Source organism: Vogesella perlucida, assembly GCF_979366545.1.
In genome coordinates this window covers 146,373-161,960 of the sequence record NZ_CEETRO010000004.1, presented here as the reverse complement: position 1 = coordinate 161,960, position 15,588 = coordinate 146,373, and the positions used below count along the sequence as shown (strand labels likewise).

General features: G+C 60.8%; 14 protein-coding genes and 2 tRNA genes. 3 read left to right on the top strand and 13 right to left on the bottom strand.

The window, feature by feature from the left end; all coding sequences use genetic code 11:
- The first annotated feature begins 85 nt into the window (after positions 1–85).
- From ACZ9XP_RS07420 to ACZ9XP_RS07410, 3 genes are all read left to right on the top strand, one after another.
- The gene (locus ACZ9XP_RS07420; protein ID WP_147682536.1) at positions 86–1,537 is read left to right on the top strand and encodes a phospholipase D-like domain-containing protein; all 1,452 of its coding nucleotides are present in this window, start codon (positions 86–88) and stop codon (positions 1,535–1,537) included.
- A 522-nt stretch (positions 1,538–2,059) separates the two neighbouring features.
- Complete coding sequence (locus tag ACZ9XP_RS07415; RefSeq protein WP_147682535.1) at positions 2,060–4,321, top strand: arginine/lysine/ornithine decarboxylase; 2,262 nt, start codon at positions 2,060–2,062, stop codon at positions 4,319–4,321.
- A gap of 88 nt (positions 4,322–4,409) precedes the next feature.
- Positions 4,410–5,138, top strand: coding sequence for a substrate-binding periplasmic protein (locus ACZ9XP_RS07410; RefSeq protein WP_147682534.1), 729 nt, complete (start codon positions 4,410–4,412; stop codon positions 5,136–5,138).
- A 27-nt stretch (positions 5,139–5,165) separates the two neighbouring features.
- Here the strand turns inward: ACZ9XP_RS07410 and ACZ9XP_RS07405 are convergent, their stop codons facing one another.
- The 13 genes from ACZ9XP_RS07405 to ACZ9XP_RS07345 all read right to left on the bottom strand — a co-directional run bounded on the left by ACZ9XP_RS07405 (position 5,166) and on the right by ACZ9XP_RS07345 (position 15,559).
- Positions 5,166–5,933: a type 2 periplasmic-binding domain-containing protein gene (locus ACZ9XP_RS07405; protein ID WP_147682533.1), complete on the bottom strand. Its 768-nt coding sequence runs from the start codon at positions 5,931–5,933 to the stop codon at positions 5,166–5,168.
- A gap of 71 nt (positions 5,934–6,004) precedes the next feature.
- Positions 6,005–7,147, bottom strand: coding sequence for a trans-sulfuration enzyme family protein (locus tag ACZ9XP_RS07400; protein WP_147682532.1), 1,143 nt, complete (start codon positions 7,145–7,147; stop codon positions 6,005–6,007).
- A gap of 81 nt (positions 7,148–7,228) precedes the next feature.
- Entirely contained in the window at positions 7,229–7,888 is a 660-nt protein-coding gene (locus ACZ9XP_RS07395) for an amino acid ABC transporter permease (RefSeq protein ID WP_147682531.1), read from the bottom strand.
- Positions 7,889–7,951: 63 nt separating this feature from the next.
- Positions 7,952–8,731 (bottom strand): transporter substrate-binding domain-containing protein, encoded by a 780-nt coding sequence (locus tag ACZ9XP_RS07390; RefSeq protein ID WP_147682530.1) that lies wholly within the window; start codon positions 8,729–8,731, stop codon positions 7,952–7,954.
- Between the two features lie 155 nt (positions 8,732–8,886).
- Complete coding sequence (gene ychF / locus ACZ9XP_RS07385) at positions 8,887–9,978, bottom strand: redox-regulated ATPase YchF (RefSeq protein ID WP_147682529.1); 1,092 nt, start codon at positions 9,976–9,978, stop codon at positions 8,887–8,889.
- 114 nt (positions 9,979–10,092) lie between these two features.
- Entirely contained in the window at positions 10,093–10,674 is a 582-nt protein-coding gene (pth, locus tag ACZ9XP_RS07380; RefSeq protein ID WP_147682528.1) for an aminoacyl-tRNA hydrolase, read from the bottom strand.
- A gap of 86 nt (positions 10,675–10,760) precedes the next feature.
- Positions 10,761–11,048, bottom strand: a complete 288-nt coding sequence (rplY, locus tag ACZ9XP_RS07375) for a 50S ribosomal protein L25 (RefSeq protein WP_017508751.1) — start codon at positions 11,046–11,048, stop codon at positions 10,761–10,763.
- Between the two features lie 70 nt (positions 11,049–11,118).
- On the bottom strand, positions 11,119–12,102 hold the full coding sequence (locus tag ACZ9XP_RS07370; protein ID WP_147682527.1) for a ribose-phosphate pyrophosphokinase: 984 nt from the start codon (positions 12,100–12,102) through the stop codon (positions 11,119–11,121).
- An 86-nt stretch (positions 12,103–12,188) separates the two neighbouring features.
- Positions 12,189–12,265: transfer RNA gene (locus ACZ9XP_RS07365), tRNA-Gln, on the bottom strand.
- Between the two features lie 23 nt (positions 12,266–12,288).
- Positions 12,289–12,365, bottom strand: a tRNA-Gln gene (locus tag ACZ9XP_RS07360).
- A 9-nt stretch (positions 12,366–12,374) separates the two neighbouring features.
- Positions 12,375–13,229, bottom strand: coding sequence for a 4-(cytidine 5'-diphospho)-2-C-methyl-D-erythritol kinase (gene ispE, locus ACZ9XP_RS07355; RefSeq protein ID WP_147688679.1), 855 nt, complete (start codon positions 13,227–13,229; stop codon positions 12,375–12,377).
- Between the two features lie 6 nt (positions 13,230–13,235).
- Positions 13,236–13,802, bottom strand: a complete 567-nt coding sequence (gene lolB / locus ACZ9XP_RS07350; protein WP_147688677.1) for a lipoprotein insertase outer membrane protein LolB — start codon at positions 13,800–13,802, stop codon at positions 13,236–13,238.
- Complete coding sequence (locus tag ACZ9XP_RS07345; RefSeq protein WP_147688675.1) at positions 13,799–15,559, bottom strand: tetratricopeptide repeat protein; 1,761 nt, start codon at positions 15,557–15,559, stop codon at positions 13,799–13,801. Before ACZ9XP_RS07345 ends, lolB begins: the two co-directional genes overlap by 4 nt.
- Positions 15,560–15,588: the final 29 nt, after the last annotated feature.

Here is a 15,588-nt window from a genome sequence, read left to right as displayed (position 1 = left end):
CCAACATTCAAAAAAACGACTTGCCTGGCTGATGGCCGGACCCCTACAAAATAATGGATTTTTAATACTGTCAGACAATAAACAAATGGCATCGCATCATACCGCATCCACACAGGACACACTGTTCCGCCAGCTGGCTGAACAGGCACTGGCGCGCTCGGCTGGCGCACCGTTGGTGGCAGGTAACCAGATCGACGTGCTGTTTGATTCCGAGGCCAATTTCCAGGCCTGGTGGGACAGTATTGCCAGCGCCAGGGACAGCATCCTGATCGAGATGTATTTGTTTGCCGACGACGAATTCGGCCAGCAACTGCGCGGCTTGCTGCTGGAGCGTCTGGCGCAAGGCGTGCGGGTCTATGTGCTGTACGACTGGCTGGGCTGCTGGCGCGAACACTACCGCGGCTTCTTCACTCCCCTGCTAGCGGCTGGCGCACAGGTACGCGCCTGGCAAGCCCCCGGCTGGCGCAGTGGCCTGAGCCTGCTGGGGCGCGATCATCGCAAGCTGATTGTGGTGGATGGCGATACGGCGTTTATCGGCGGATTGTGCATCAGCTCGCACTGGCAAGACTGGCGCGACACGGGGCTACGCCTGCGCGGCCCGCTATTGGGTGACGCCATCGCCGCCTTTGCCGATAGCTGGGCGGCCTGCGGCGAGCCCTTGCCCAGCTTGGCGGCCAACCTTGAGCCAGCGGGTCAGGTGAGCGCACGGCTGATCGCCACCACCCCGTCTACCGCCAAGCTGATGCGGCTGGACCTGCTGATTGCCGGCTTCGCCCGTGAGCGGCTGTGGCTGACCGATGCCTACTTCATGGGCACCAGCGCCTACCTGAGCGCACTGTGCAACGCCGCCCACGATGGCGTGGACGTGCGCCTGCTGGTACCGCGCAGCAGCGATATCGGCTGGATCGCCACCGTCTCGCGCACGCTGTACCGCCCGCTACTAGAAGCCGGTGTGCGCGTGTTCGAATGGAACGGGCCCATGATCCATGCCAAGACCGCCGTGGCAGATGGCCGCTGGGCACGCATTGGCTCCACCAACCTGAATATTTCCAGCTGGCTGGCCAACCGCGAGCTGGACGTAGCGATAGAAGACCACAGCCTGGCCGCGCAGATGGAAACGCGCTTTTTGCAGGACATCGACAACGCTACCGAGGTCGTGCTGAGCGGCACGCACAAGCGGCCAGCCCTGGCCAAACCCCGTCAGCAAGGCCCGCGCCTGCCGCTACGCCAGCACGCAGCCGCCAGCGCCGCAGCTGCGGCCCGCCAGGCCGCACGGCTGGGGGATGCGCTGGATAGCGCCATCCGCGGTACACGCAGTGTGGAAGACAGCGAAGCCAGGGCTTTTGCCAGCATTGCCCTGGTGCTGATAGCGTTGGCCGCAGCCGTCCTGTGGGCTCCCTATCTGGTTGCCCTACCGCTGGCGCTGCTGCTCTTGCTGGCCAGCGGCAGTATTCTGCTGCGCGCCGCGCCCCGGCTGTGGAAAAAGCGCCGCCCCCCCGCCAGCCCGCCCCCGGCGGACACCGACAGCACCGGCTAGCAAACGCTTGTTCCGGCAAGGTTTTTGATCAAATCACACAGCCACCCACCTACCTTGCACGCGCAGACAAAAACTTTTTCTGCCTGTAATACTGCCGTGCAACATAAACGCCCACAATGCCGCTACAATGCGCGCTTTCTTGGGTTATTCGAAGGTGTTTTCCGTTGCGGCCAACCTCATCCAGGCCACCCGGACGACAACACCCTAAGCCGGCAGACGTGAAGGAGGCGAGCCTCCCAGTGCGGACCGCGGTGCAAAGCGCCCCTTTGTTCCGTCGTGCAGTGCATGGCGGATAAACAATCGCGCCTCAAGGCCAGCCATCCAGGGCGGCGGCATCTCGTCGTACGTACAGAACTGTGCCCCAACGCGCACCGAGTGACACTTCCGGCCCCGCCGCGAAGGCCAGCATTGGCGTTACAGGTGCTCAGGACCGCGCCGCCGCACCCGGCGTGGTTCACGCTCTGCCCAAGCAGCCTCACGGCAGCCTGATGTGTCCGAGTTAACAGCAACAAGGACTCAGGTATGCGTTTTCACTTTCCCATCGTCATCATCGACGAGGACTTCCGCTCCGAGAACACCAGTGGTTCCGGTATTCGTGAACTGGCCGCCGCCATCGAAGCCGAGGGCATGAGCGTCATTGGCTACACCAGCTATGGCGACCTCACCTCGTTCGCACAGCAGCAAAGCCGTGCTGCCGGTTTTATCCTGTCCATCGATGACGAGGAATTCCACACCGACGACTCGGCCGAAACCGCGCTGGGCGGCCTGTACGGCTTTGTCGCGGAAATCCGCCGCCGCAACCCGGATATCCCGGTGTACCTGTACGGCGAAACCCGCACCGCACGCCACATTCCCAACGACATCCTGCGCGAGCTGCATGGCTTCATCCACATGCACGAAGACACGCCGGAGTTCGTGGCACGCCACATCATCCGCGAAGCCAAATCCTACCTGGACAGCCTGGCGCCACCGTTCTTCCGTGCGCTGGTGAACTACGCCTACGACGGCTCCTACAGCTGGCACTGCCCTGGCCACTCCGGCGGCGTGGCCTTCCTGAAAAGCCCGGTAGGCCAGATGTTCCACCAGTTCTTTGGCGAAAACATGCTGCGCGCCGACGTGTGCAACGCGGTAGACGAACTCGGCCAGCTGCTGGACCACACCGGCCCGGTAGCCGCCTCCGAACGCAACGCCGCGCGTATTTTCAGCAGTGACCACCTGTTCTTCGTCACCAACGGCACCTCCACCAGTAACAAGATCGTGTGGCACAGCACCGTGGCCGCCGGCGACATCGTGCTGGTAGACCGCAACTGCCATAAATCCAACCTGCACGCCATCATGATGACCGGTGCCATCCCGGTGTTCCTGATGCCCACGCGCAACCATTACGGCATCATCGGCCCGATTCCGAAAAGCGAGTTCTCGCTGGACAGCATCCGCGCCAAGATTGCGGCCAACCCTTTCGCCCGCGAAGCGCTGGCCAAGAACCCGAACGCCAAGCCGCGCATCCTGACCATTACCCAATCCACCTACGACGGCATTCTGTACAACGTGGAAGAGATCAAGGGCATCCTGGATGGTGAAGTGGACACCCTGCACTTCGACGAAGCCTGGCTGCCCCACGCCAGCTTCCACGACTTCTACGGCGACTTCCACGCCATCGGCGAAGGCCGCCCGCGCTGCAAGGAATCGATGATCTTCTCCACCCAGTCCACCCACAAACTGCTGGCCGGCATTTCGCAAGCCTCGCAGATCCTGGTACAGGACCCGGAGAACCGCAAGCTGGACACCATGAGCTTCAACGAAGCCTACCTGATGCACACCTCCACCAGCCCGCAGTACGCCATTATCGCCAGCTGCGACGTCGCCGCCGCCATGATGGAACAGCCAGGTGGCCAGGCGCTGGTAGAAGAATCGCTGGTAGAAGCCCTGGACTTCCGCCGCGCCATGCGCAAGGTAGACGAAGAATACGGCGACGACTGGTGGTTCCGCGTGTGGGGCCCGGATGCGCTGTCTGATGACGGCATCTGCGACCCGATCGACTGGACGCTGAAACCGGAAGACAGCTGGCACGGCTTTGCCGGCATCGAAGACGGCTTCAACATGCTGGACCCGATCAAGGCAACCCTGCTGACCCCGGGCCTGTCGCTGGACGGCAGCTTTGAAGAGCTGGGCATCCCGGCCGCCATCGTTACCAAATACCTGACCGAACACGGTGTGGTGGTGGAAAAAACCGGCCTGTACAGCTTCTTCATCATGTTTACCATCGGCATTACCAAAGGCCGCTGGAACACGCTGATCTCGCTGCTGCAGCAGTTCAAGGACGACTTCGACAAAAACCAGCCGCTGTGGCGCGTGATGCCGGAATTTGTCGCCAAGTACCCGCAGTACGAGCGCGTGGGCCTGAAAGACCTGTGCCTGAAGATTCACAGCCTGTACCGCGAGCACGATATCGCCCGCCTCACCACCGAAATCTACCTGTCGGATATGGAGCCGGCCATGCGCCCGGCAGATGCGTTTGCCAAGATGGCGCACCGCGAGATCGAGCGCGTGCCGGTAGACCAGCTGGAAGGCCGCGTCACCGCCGTGCTGCTCACCCCGTACCCGCCAGGTATCCCGCTGCTGATTCCGGGCGAAGTGTTCAACACCACCATCGTCGACTACCTGCGCTTTGTACAAGCCTTCAATAGCCAGCTGCCCGGCTTTGAAACCGACGTACACGGCCTGGTAGCCACCCTGGTAGACGGCCAGAAAGTCTATTGCGTGGATTGCGTCAAGGCAGGCTAAGCCGACAGGCGTACAATCAAGGCGTGCAGGCTTAGGCCTGCGCGCTTTTTTATTTTCCCCGGTTTTATTGACCCCGGCCCTACGCTAGATGCTGATTCGCCTGCTGACCCTCTTGCTGTTCTGCGCCCCACCCGCCCAAGCCCAAGCCGTGCTACAAGCCTATAGCGTGCTATACCCACCCTTGCACATGGGCAACGCTGCCGGGCAGAAACCCGGCGTAGCCGACGAGATGGTACAACGCGCCGCCAGCCTGGCCGGCATGAAAGCAGAGATCAGCACCCTGCCCTGGCGGCGCGCCCAGCTCATGGCTAGCCAGCAGCGCAATGCCTGTGTTTTCCCGCTAAGCCGCCTGCCTGCGCGAGAAAAGCAGTACCAGTGGGTGGGGCTGATTCTCCCCGGGCAAGTCCGCCTGTACGGCTGGGCGGGCAATGCCCGCCTGGCTAGCCCCCAAGCGGCCGCCGATGCACGCATTACCGTACTGGCAGGCTCATCGGCAGAAATCCGTCTGCAGCAACTACGGCTACCTTACAGCACCACCAATGTGGTGAATGATGGCCTGCGCCTGTTGCAGCTGGGCCAGGCTGACTACTGGGCAGTCCACGATGTGGTGGCACGCTACGAAGCCCGGCTGGTGGGTTTCCCGCTGAAGGCTGTGGCGACACTGGGCGAAGCCGATTCCTGGCTGGCGTGCCACCGGGACTATCCCACGGCGCAACGACAAGCACTACAGCAAGCCTTTAGCCGACTGAATGCACAGGGAGAAGCCGGGCAGATTCTGCAAAACTATCTGGGGCACGATGCGCAGGGCACAGAGTGATACGCACGCTGTTGCGGTTGAACCCTCTTAATCTTCCACCAGCCGTGCAAATGCCTGATGGTGAGTACCGTTTTGCACCAGCTTGCGGTAGTGATAGCGCAGGGTATTCACATGCTCGTAGGGGGTCTTTTTGCTGGCGGCCAGATATAGCGACAGCGTCATCGGTAACGGATACAGCTGCCGGAACTGGCCACAGTCCAGCTTTTGCTGGCGGCAATAGGTTTGCAGGGCAATACGGCTGACCGGTACCGCATCGACCATGCCCCTGCGCAGTTTGAGCATGTTCACGTCGTGATTCTCGGACAGGTCGAGCCCGCCCTCCGAGCTGGGCGTCAGCTCGGTAAAACCGTTGGCCTTGAACCAGTCCAGCCGCACATCCTTATTGATGACGCCGATACGCAGCTGCCGGGCTTGCGCCAGAGACACCACCTGCAGGTTCTGGCGGCCCGCCATGCCATAAAGGTGGACAGGCAGGTCCACCAGTTCACCGATCCAGTGAAAGCGGTGCTCGCGCTCCGGCGTGCGTGCCAAAGCGTAAATCAGCACATTGGGTGCATGCTGGGCCAGCGCCATGCTGCGCGCCCACGGGTAGACACGGTGGGTATAGGGTAGGCCCGCAGCCTGCATGAGTTTATCGATAAAGGGCAAAGCCGGGCCTGCCAGCTCGCCGTTCACCCAATACGTGAAAGGCGGGGCGTCTTCAGTCACCACCACCATGCCAGGCAAGCTGGTGGCACACGCCAGCTGCATCGGCAACCATGCCGCCAATACCCACCTCTGCCATACACGCTTCATGGCCTTGCCGCCCTGTTCAATATTTATTCATTATTGAATCAAGGCGGCATTTAAGCCAAATTACTTATTGCTTACGCCAACGCCTGCGCCAGGTCGGCCAGGATGTCGTCAATATCCTCAATACCGATGGACAGGCGCAGCTGCCCTTCACGAATACCCAGCGCCGCCTTCTGCTCGGGCGGCATACCACCGTGCGACATGGTGTAGCTATGGTTTACCAGCGATTCGACCCCGCCCAGTGACTCGGCCAGCATGAACAGCTGCAAACGGCTGGCCACGCAGCTGGCAGCTTCACGGCTGTTGTCTCTCAGGTACACGGTGACGATGCCACCAAAACGGCGCATTTGGCGTTTGGCCAACGCGTGGCCCGGGTGATCGACCAGGCCGGGGAAGAAGACTTTTTCGATCGCCGGGTGCTGCTGCAAATAGGCCGCAACACGCTCGGCGTTATCGCAATGGCGCTCCATACGCAGTGCCAGCGTCTTGATGCCGCGCAGGGTCAGGAAGCAGTCTTGCGGGCCGGGCACGGCACCGGCAGCGTTCTGGATAAACTTGATCGCCTTGAACAGCGCCTCGTCGTTCACCGCCACCAAGCCCAACAGTACATCGGAATGGCCACCCAAGTATTTGGTGGCCGAGTGCACCACGATATCGGCACCTTGCTGCAGCGGGTTTTGCAGGTAAGGCGTGGCAAAGGTGTTGTCTACGGCCACCTTGGCACCGTGCGCGTGGGCAATGGCCGACAACGCCGCCACGTCTACCAGGTTCAGCAGCGGGTTGGTGGGAGTTTCCAGCCACACCAGACGGGTTTGCGGGCTGATCGCCGCCTGCAGGTTGGCCGCATCGCTCAGGTCGGCAAAGGTCACCTTGATGCCCAGCGGCTGCATGACCTTGTCCAGAATGCGGTAGGCGCCGCCGTACAGGTCGGCTACCGCAATCACTTCATCACCCGGCTGCAGCGTGGCGCGCAGCACGGCGTCCACCGCGGCCATGCCGCTGGCGAAGGCCAGGCCGTGCTGTGCTTCTTCGAGCGCCGCCAGGTTGGCCTCCAGCGCCGCCCGCGTTGGTGTGCCGGTACGGGCGTAGGCAAAATCCAGCTGCTCGCCTACCGCATCGTGCGCAAAGGCCGAGGTCTGGTAAATGGGCGGCATCAGCGCACGGTTGTGCTGGTGGCAGTCAAACCCGGCGTGTATGGCCTTGGTAGCAAATTTCATGGTCTGTTTCCCTTGCGGCCAACCCTGGCCGGTATCTGTCTGCCAGCCTGCACGCGCAGCGCACGCAGGCTGCGTACAGGCTTAACGTTGGTAAGCTTTGGCGTAATGTTGCTCCACGCGCTTTTGTACGCGCTCGAACAGCGCGCTCAGCACCCAGTAGATCGCCGCGGCCATCAGGTACAGCGGCAGCGGCTGGAAGGTCTGCGCGATCATGTCTTTGGTGGCCATCATCAGCTCGGACACGGTAATGACCGACACCAGCGAGGTGTCCTTGATCAGCGAAATCAGGCTGTTGGCCAGGCTGGGCACCGCTAGGCGTATGCCTTGTGGTGCAATGATATGCCGCATGCTCTGCCACCAGCTCAGGCCCAGCGACTGCGCCGCGTCCCACTGCCCCTTATCCACCCCGGCAATGGCACCGCGCAGGCTTTCCGACAGGTAAGCCGCCACGTTTAGCGTCAAGGCCAGTACGCCAGCGGTGACCGGCTCGAATTCGATACCTACCGACGGCAGGCCATAATAGATGACAAAAATCTGCACCAGCAGCGGCGTACCGCGCATAGCGCTCACGTAAAACGCTACCAGCGGTGCCAGCAGCGGCACGCGAGCCAGGCGCACCATGGCCACCACAAAGCCCAATGTCAAACCCAGCACCATGGCGCTAAGGGCAAAGAACACCGTTAGCCCAGCCCCTTTTAGCAGCACGGGCAGCGCCTCTTGCGCCAGACTCAACCATTCCATTTTCGCTCTCCAAAACACAAACGCCCCCGCACACGGCAGGGGCGTGATATTCAAGCTGCAGGATTATCGCGCAGCTGGTGCTTTCGATACATCAATACCGAACCACTTCACCGAAATTTTCTTGAACGAGCCGTCTTTGTGCAGCGCGTTAAGGGCATTGTCGATGGCGGCCTTGAACTTGGGGTTACCTTTGGCAAACGGGATGCCCATCTGCGTGGTGCCACCTACCGGCGCACCGGCTTTCAGCGGCAGCTTGGCTTCTTTCAGCGCAAACGGAATCAGCAGGCTGTCGTTCACTGCCGCATCCACACGGCCCAGCGCCAGATCCTGGAAAATTTCCGCGGCGGACGGGTAGAACTTGGACTCGATACCACCCTGCGCTTTCACCATGTCGGCGTAGTTGCTGCCCTGGGTCACGCCCATTTTCTTGCCGGCCAGGTCGGCCAGACTCTTGAAGCTGCGTTTTTCGTCCTTGCGTACGATCAGCTGTGCGCTGGAAATGGTGTACGGCTGCGAGAAGTCGAACACTTCCTTGCGCTTGTCGGTAATCGACACCTGGTTCAGCACCACGTCGAACTTGCCGCCCTGCAGACCAGCCAGCAGGCCGCTCCATTCACCGGTGGTGAACTCCGGCTTCAACTTCAGCTTTTGTGCCAGCGCATTGCCCAGTTCCACTTCAAAGCCGGTCAGCTTCTGGTCTTTGTCCTTGAAGTTGAATGGCGGGTAGGTGCCTTCCAGCGCGATTTTCAGCGTGCCGCGTTGCTGTACGGTATCCAGCAGGTCTGCAGCGTAAACGTTGGCCGCAAAGCCGATCAGTGTCAGAGCGAACAGGGTTTTTTTCATGATTTTATTCCTTATGGCTATTGATTTAGCAATCAATACAATGAAACGAACTATAACAAACCCGACTTTTTGACTCCAGCATTCGCTTGGAACAATTACCGATAAGTAAATGAAAAAACCGGCCAACAGGCCGGTCTTGAAGGGGCGGACAGTGCTTACACGTTGAACAGGAAGTTCAGCACGTCACCGTCTTGCACCACGTATTCTTTGCCTTCTGCACGCATCTTGCCGGCTTCCTTGGCCTTGGCTTCGCCACCCAGGGTGATGAAGTCATTGAAGGCGATGGTTTGTGCGCGGATGAAGCCACGCTCGAAGTCGGTATGGATCACGCCGGCGGCTTGCGGAGCGGTATCGCCAACACGGATGGTCCAGGCGCGGACTTCTTTCACGCCAGCAGTAAAGTAGGTTTGCAGGCCCAGCAGCTTGTAGCCAGTGCGGATCAGGCGGTCCAGGCCAGGCTCTTCCAGGCCCATTTCAGCCAGGAATTCGGCTTTATCCGCGTCGTCCAGGTCGGCAATTTCGCTCTCGATAGCGGCACACAGCGCCACGACCGGCGCGCCTTCGGCAGCGGCCAGGGCGGTGAGCTTGTCCAGATGCGGGTTGTTCTGGAAGCCGTCTTCAGCCACGTTGGCCACGTACATGGCCGGCTTGATGGTGAGCAGACACAGCGGCTTCAGCAGCGCCTTGTCTTCGTCGTCCAGCTTGAAGCTGCGCAGCGGTTTGCCTTCGTTCAGGTGCGGCAGCACTTTTTCCAGCACGGCTACCAGCTTCTGCGCGTCCTTATCGCCGGATTTGGCTTTTTTGCCGTCACGGGCGATGGCTTTTTCGACCGAGGCCAGGTCGGCCAGTGCCAGCTCGGTGCCGATGGTTTCGATATCGGAGATCGGGTCGACCTTACCGGCCACGTGCACGATATTGTCGTCGTCAAAGCAACGCACCACGTTCACGATGGCGTCGGTTTCGCGGATATTGGCCAAGAACTTGTTACCCAGGCCTTCACCTTTAGAGGCGCCCGCTACCAGGCCGGCGATGTCGACAAACTCGACGATGGCAGGCTGGATTTTCTGCGGGTTGATGATGGCGGCCAGCTGCTGCAGGCGCGGATCCGGCACTTCCACGATGCCCACGTTCGGCTCGATGGTGCAGAACGGGTAGTTGGCCGCTTCGATACCGGCTTTGGTCAGCGCGTTAAACAGGGTGGATTTGCCTACGTTGGGCAGGCCGACAATACCGCATTTCAGACTCATGGTGATTCCTCGAAATATCCGGCCTGCCACCGGGGCAGGCATACACCGCGTGATTGTATCACCCGGTGCCGTGTTCTTTGTTTCCGGCCGCTTGCGGCCAACCTTGGCCGCGCTTTACTTGGCGGCGGTGTGTAGCGTTTTCATGGCGGCAGGCATGTCGCCGGCGATGGCTTGCGCCATGACCTGCATGGCCTTGGCGATAGCGTCGTCGATGGCTTGCTGCTCTTCGGCGCGGGCTTTTTTCAGCACGAAGTTGGCCACTTCGTTGCGGTCGCCCGGGTGGCCAATGCCGATTCGCAGGCGCCAGAAGTTGGGCGAGCCGAGCTTGGCAATGATGTCTTTCAGCCCGTTGTGGCCGCCATGTCCCCCGCCCTGCTTGAAACGTGCGGCGCCGGGCGGCAGGTCCAGCTCGTCGTGCACCACCAGGATTTCCTCTGGCGCGATCTTGTAAAAGCGTGCCAGTGCGCCCACGGCCTGGCCGGACAGGTTCATGTAGGTCATGGGTTTGAGCAGCCACAGGTCGCCGCCGGGCAGTACCGCGCGGGCCACTTCGCCAAAGTATTTGCCTTCGGCACGCAAAGCGGCCTTGTGCTGCCAGGCCAGCTCGTCCACCAGCCAGAAGCCGGCGTTGTGACGGGTTTTTTCGTATTCGGCGCCGGGGTTGCCCAGGCCGACCACCAGACGGATGGCTGTCATTTCCTGTATTCCATGAAAAAGGCCCGCTGCAGGTTTAGCCGCAACGAGCCCAGTACCGTTACCGCCAGGCGGCACGGCTTAATCTATTACACGCGAGCGAAGTCGATGTGCAGAACCAGTTGCTTGAACGGGTGCATCTGGAAAGCAGCGATTTTTACTTGCTCTTTCTGACCGTCGATAACCAGTTCCAGTACTTCATTGTGGAACGCTTCGTTTTTCAGCGCGTAGTACATAGTGTTGTGATCCAGGGTGATGGATACAGCGTCTTTACCAGCGCCGTATACAACAGCCGGGGTCTGACCAGCGATACGCAGGCGGCGGCTCGCACCAGTACCTTCTTGTACGCGCTTGGTAGCGATAACTTCGATTGCCATGTGAAATACTCCAGTTAGCTTTTCAGCTTCATTTAAGTCTCCAGCCCACCGCGACCAGCGGGCTGAACGTTTACGGCAGGCAGGCGCCCGACGAAACCAGATCCTCATTGAAGAGGTAGGACACCGATTCTTCGTTGTTGATGCGACGCAGGGTTTCTGCGATCAGGCCACCAATGGATACCACGCGGATGCGGCTGCACTGTTTGGCCTGGGCCGACAGCGGAATGGTATCGGTGATGACAACTTCGTCGATGTCCGAATTATTGATGCGATCCACAGCCTGCCCGGAGAACACGGCGTGGGAAGCGTAAGCCAGTACACGCTGGGCGCCACGCTCTTTCAGGGCGGAAGCAGCCTTGCACAGGGTATTGGCGGTGTCGATCATGTCGTCCACGATCAGGCAGGTACGGCCTTGCACTTCACCGATGATGTTCATCACCTCGGCCACGTTGGCTTTCGGGCGACGCTTGTCGATGATGGCCAGATCGGTATTCAGCGCCTTGGCCACGGCACGGGCACGTACCACGCCGCCCACGTCCGGGCTGACCACGATCAGGTCGTCAAAACGCTGGCTGCGAATGTCTTTCAGCAGTACCGGGGTAGCGTAAACGTTGTCCACCGGCATGTCGAAAAAGCCCTGGATCTGGTCGGCGTGCAGGTCGACGGTCAGTACACGGTCTACACCGGCACTAGTCAGCATGTTGGCCACCAGCTTGGCGGTAATCGGTACACGGGCGGAACGCGGGCGACGATCCTGACGGGCGTAACCGAAGTACGGAATCGCCGCAGTAATCCGGCCGGCAGAGGCGCGCTTGAGCGCGTCGGCCATGGTCAGGATTTCCATCAGGTTATCGTTGGTTGGGGCACAGGTCGGCTGCAGGATGAATACGTCGCGACCGCGCACGTTTTCCAGCAACTCTACTGCCACTTCACCATCACTGAACTTGCCCACATCGGCACGGCCGAGGGAAATATCGAGGTGTTTCACCACGTTTTGTGCAAGTTCCGGGTTCGCTGTCCCGGTGAAGACCATCAAACTGTCGTATGCCGCCATAACTGGAATGCCTTAGGATCGGTAGATAAAGAAAAAGCGTGTAAGAAATACTTACACGCTCTTTTTCTCACTTCACTCTGGAAGCTTGGCTGAGGAGGAAGGATTCGAACCTTCGCATGCCGGAATCAAAATCCGGTGCCTTAACCAACTTGGCGACTCCCCAGTATTCTTTGTTATGCAGGATAATGGCTGAGGAGGAAGGATTCGAACCTTCGCATGCCGGAATCAAAATCCGGTGCCTTAACCAACTTGGCGACTCCCCAGTATCCTTGCTATTCCCCGTCTGCAACCGGATGCGCTTTTAACCCCTTAGCAACATACACAGTCATTTCACCAGACAAAGAGTGGAATACTTTATTTGCTTGATCTTCATTTGCCAGCTCCAGAAACACACATGCTCCTGAACCTGTCATCAGCGGCGAACCGTATTCACTTAAACGATTCAAAACCTGTTTTACCGCTGGATATATTTCTGCTACGACTGGCTGCAAATCGTTTTGTTTTTGCGTCGCGCCAGACAGGCTTCGCATTATGGAGAACGAAGCTTTGCCTGTCAACAACCTTTGTGAAAATTCTTGGAATACCGGCCCGGTCGCCACGTGAACAGGTGGTTTGCATACCACATACCAGGCATCCGGTAGTGCCAACTCGGTGAGCTGTTCGCCAATACCGGTAGCGCGGGCGTTTTTGCCAAAAATGAATACCGGCACATCGGCACCCAGCTGTACACCCAGCTGCATCAGCGCTTCGCGGCTCAGGCCGCAGCCCCACAGGCGGTTTAGTGCCAGCAGCACCGTGGCCGCATCGGATGAGCCCCCACCCAGGCCTCCGCCCATCGGGATGCGCTTGTGGACACGCAGCGTGGCACCCAGCGGGCTGCCGCTGGCTTGCTGCAGCAAGCGGGCGGCCCGTACGGTGAGGTCGCTGTCGGTCGGCACATCGGGCATGGGGTTAAGCAGCTCGATCACGCCATCGTCGCGCACGGCAATGTCGATGGTGTCACACAGGTCAATGAAACGGAAATCGGTATCCAGCAGATGGTAGCCGTCTTCACGCTTGCCGGTAATCAGCAGCGTCAGGTTGAGCTTGGCGGGTGCGGGAAAGGTATGAAAGGTCTGGGCTTGCATGATGACTCAGGGTTGCGGTGCCGGCTGCCATTGCCAGCGGGAAAAAACCAGGCGGATGCTCATGCCTTCGCGCTCCAGCTCCAGCCTGCGGGGCAGCTGGGTGTCGGCGTCACGGGTATTGCGAATCAGCCAGCCTTGCTGCTGCAGGCGGCCGTCGTCTGCATAACGGGCGGGCCAGCCGGGTGCGGCATGGCCACGCACCCACCAGGCCAGGTTGGACAGCGGCAGCGGCCAACCCAGGGTGGCTTCGGTCAGCGTTTCTACGTCGGCGGCGTGTTGTTCGCGGCCATTGGCTTTCAGTGTTACCCCCTGCGCCGTACGCGTGAGGCTGGCAACCGTGGTGCCGATGGGGGTTTTTACATCCAGCTGGTCGCCGCCGGGCGCGTGCTGCCAGTCAAAGCTGGCTACTTCACCTTTACCCTGATAGTTCACCGCCAGACGGCCACTGGTTTCAAAAGGTTCATCCCGCAGGTTGGCCGCAGGGGCTTGCATGCTGCTGTTGACTTCCGGGGTGCTGGCGCAACCGGCCAGCAGAAGAAGGCCGGCGACTAGCCAGCCATACTGATACTTCATGGTTTCAGTCTGTTCAGGGTTTCGGTAAGAATCGGGTGGTCAGGGCTGCTCTGGCGGGCTTTTTCCCAAATGGCACGGGCTTCGTCCTTGCGCCCCAGGCTCCACAGCACCTCGCCCAGGTGGGCGGCCACTTCGGCATCCGGCAGGCGGGCATAGGAATCCTGCAGCGGTTTCAGTGCTTGCTGGGCATGGCCTTGGCGGAACAGTACCCAACCCAGGCTGTCGAGCACCATGGCGTTATCCGGCTCGGCTTTCAGCGCTTGCTCGATATACCCCTGCGCCTCTTTGAGCTGGCGCCCCTGGTTGGCCAGAATATAGCCCAGCGCGTTCAGTGCCTGCGCGTCGTCCGGGCGGGCTTTCAGGATAGTGCGCAGGTCTTGCTCGGCATCCGCTACCCTGCCCAGCGATTCCAGCAGCAATGCGCGCTCGTACAGCACGTCAGCCTGGCCAGGCAGTATCTTCAATGCCGCATCCAGTAGCGCGACGGCCTGTTCCGGCTGTTTGGCATCTTTGGCCATGCGCGCCTGCGCCAGGCTGATGCGCACGGTGTTTTGCGGGTTGGCTGCCAGCGGGGCCAGGCTATCGATTGCTTGCTGCCACTGCCCGGCTTCCGATTGCAGCTGCGCCAGGCGCACGCGGGCTGGCAGCAGGTTGTCGCCCGCACTTACCTGCGCATACCAGCTTTGGGCCTGGGCGGGCTGTTTACGTTCTTCTGCCAGCTGACCCAGTACATAGCGCAGCTCGTTCGGGTCGTTGAAACCGGCGCTCAGCGCGGCTTCCAGATATTGCCGTGCCTGCTCCAGCTTGCCATTCTGAAACGCCAGCAAGCCGGCCAGGTGCAGCACGCCGGGGTGCTGGCCATAGCGTGGCAACAGGGTCTGCGCGTAGGTTTCGGCTTCGGCGTAGCGCTTTTCACCGGCCAGCAGGCGGATGTAGTTCATGCACAGCTCGACGCTGGCTTGCGGGCGGCGGGCCAGCTCGGCTTTGAGAAAATCAATCGCCGCGGCCGGGCTCTGGCGGCGCAGGCGCTCCAGCTGCCACATCACCGGCAGATCCCACTGCGGGGCAATCTGTGCCAGACGCGCCAGCTCGGCGTCTACCGCATCTTGCTTGCCGGCCTCGGCGGCAACCGCCAGGTGGGCAAAGCGCGCTTCGGGCAAGTCGGGGTAGCGTGCGGCCAGCTCATTGACCAGCTGTTCGGTACCGGCTTTATCGGTCTGGCGTGCGGCCAACCTGGCCAGCTGTACAAAAATGGCGCCAGCACGCTTGGGCTGCTGCGCCAGCATGCTTTCCAGCAGACCGCGGCTTTCAGCCAGCTTGCCGCTGCGCAGCAGGGTGATAAAAAACTGCTCACGGGCCACTTCGTCCGCCGGGTCCAGCGCCAGCCACAGGCTCAGCGCGGCGCTGGCGGTATTGATCTGCCCGGCAAACAGGGCAAATTCGGAGGCGCGGCGGGCCAGGCGCGGGTCCTGGGTGGTACGGGCCAGGCTCAGATAGGTGTCAGCCGCCTGGGCGGCGCCGCCGCGCTGGGCAGAGATTTCAGCCAGCAGGATGCCGTACAGCCATTCCGGCTGCAGCTGCAGCTTGGGGATGGCCGGGTTGTCGGCGTCGGCCAGGGCTTTGGGTTCGTCGTCCTGCTCGGCTACCGGCGCTACGGCGGCAGGCTGGCTAGCCGCGAGTTGCAGGGGGGCTTGCGAGGCGCAGGCAGCCAGTGCCAGCGGCGTGAGTACGGCTACTAGTCTCAGAAGTGCGTTCATGCTGGGCCCAGACATCGATTCAGGCAGGT

Bases quoted from the DNA above. Each gene is read 5' to 3' on its own strand.
- ACZ9XP_RS07420 (WP_147682536.1), top strand. From the start codon at position 86: ATGGCATCGCATCATACCGCATCCACACAGGACACACTGTTCCGCCAG.
- ACZ9XP_RS07415 (WP_147682535.1), top strand. From the start codon at position 2,060: ATGCGTTTTCACTTTCCCATCGTCATCATCGACGAGGACTTCCGCTCC.
- ACZ9XP_RS07410 (WP_147682534.1), top strand. From the start codon at position 4,410: ATGCTGATTCGCCTGCTGACCCTCTTGCTGTTCTGCGCCCCACCCGCC.
- ACZ9XP_RS07405 (WP_147682533.1), bottom strand. From the start codon at position 5,933: ATGAAGCGTGTATGGCAGAGGTGGGTATTGGCGGCATGGTTGCCGATG.
- ACZ9XP_RS07400 (WP_147682532.1), bottom strand. From the start codon at position 7,147: ATGAAATTTGCTACCAAGGCCATACACGCCGGGTTTGACTGCCACCAG.
- ACZ9XP_RS07395 (WP_147682531.1), bottom strand. From the start codon at position 7,888: ATGGAATGGTTGAGTCTGGCGCAAGAGGCGCTGCCCGTGCTGCTAAAA.
- ACZ9XP_RS07390 (WP_147682530.1), bottom strand. From the start codon at position 8,731: ATGAAAAAAACCCTGTTCGCTCTGACACTGATCGGCTTTGCGGCCAAC.
- ychF (WP_147682529.1), bottom strand. From the start codon at position 9,978: ATGAGTCTGAAATGCGGTATTGTCGGCCTGCCCAACGTAGGCAAATCC.
- pth (WP_147682528.1), bottom strand. From the start codon at position 10,674: ATGACAGCCATCCGTCTGGTGGTCGGCCTGGGCAACCCCGGCGCCGAA.
- rplY (WP_017508751.1), bottom strand. From the start codon at position 11,048: ATGGCAATCGAAGTTATCGCTACCAAGCGCGTACAAGAAGGTACTGGT.
- ACZ9XP_RS07370 (WP_147682527.1), bottom strand. From the start codon at position 12,102: ATGGCGGCATACGACAGTTTGATGGTCTTCACCGGGACAGCGAACCCG.
- ispE (WP_147688679.1), bottom strand. From the start codon at position 13,229: ATGCAAGCCCAGACCTTTCATACCTTTCCCGCACCCGCCAAGCTCAAC.
- lolB (WP_147688677.1), bottom strand. From the start codon at position 13,802: ATGAAGTATCAGTATGGCTGGCTAGTCGCCGGCCTTCTTCTGCTGGCC.
- ACZ9XP_RS07345 (WP_147688675.1), bottom strand. From the start codon at position 15,559: ATGAACGCACTTCTGAGACTAGTAGCCGTACTCACGCCGCTGGCACTG.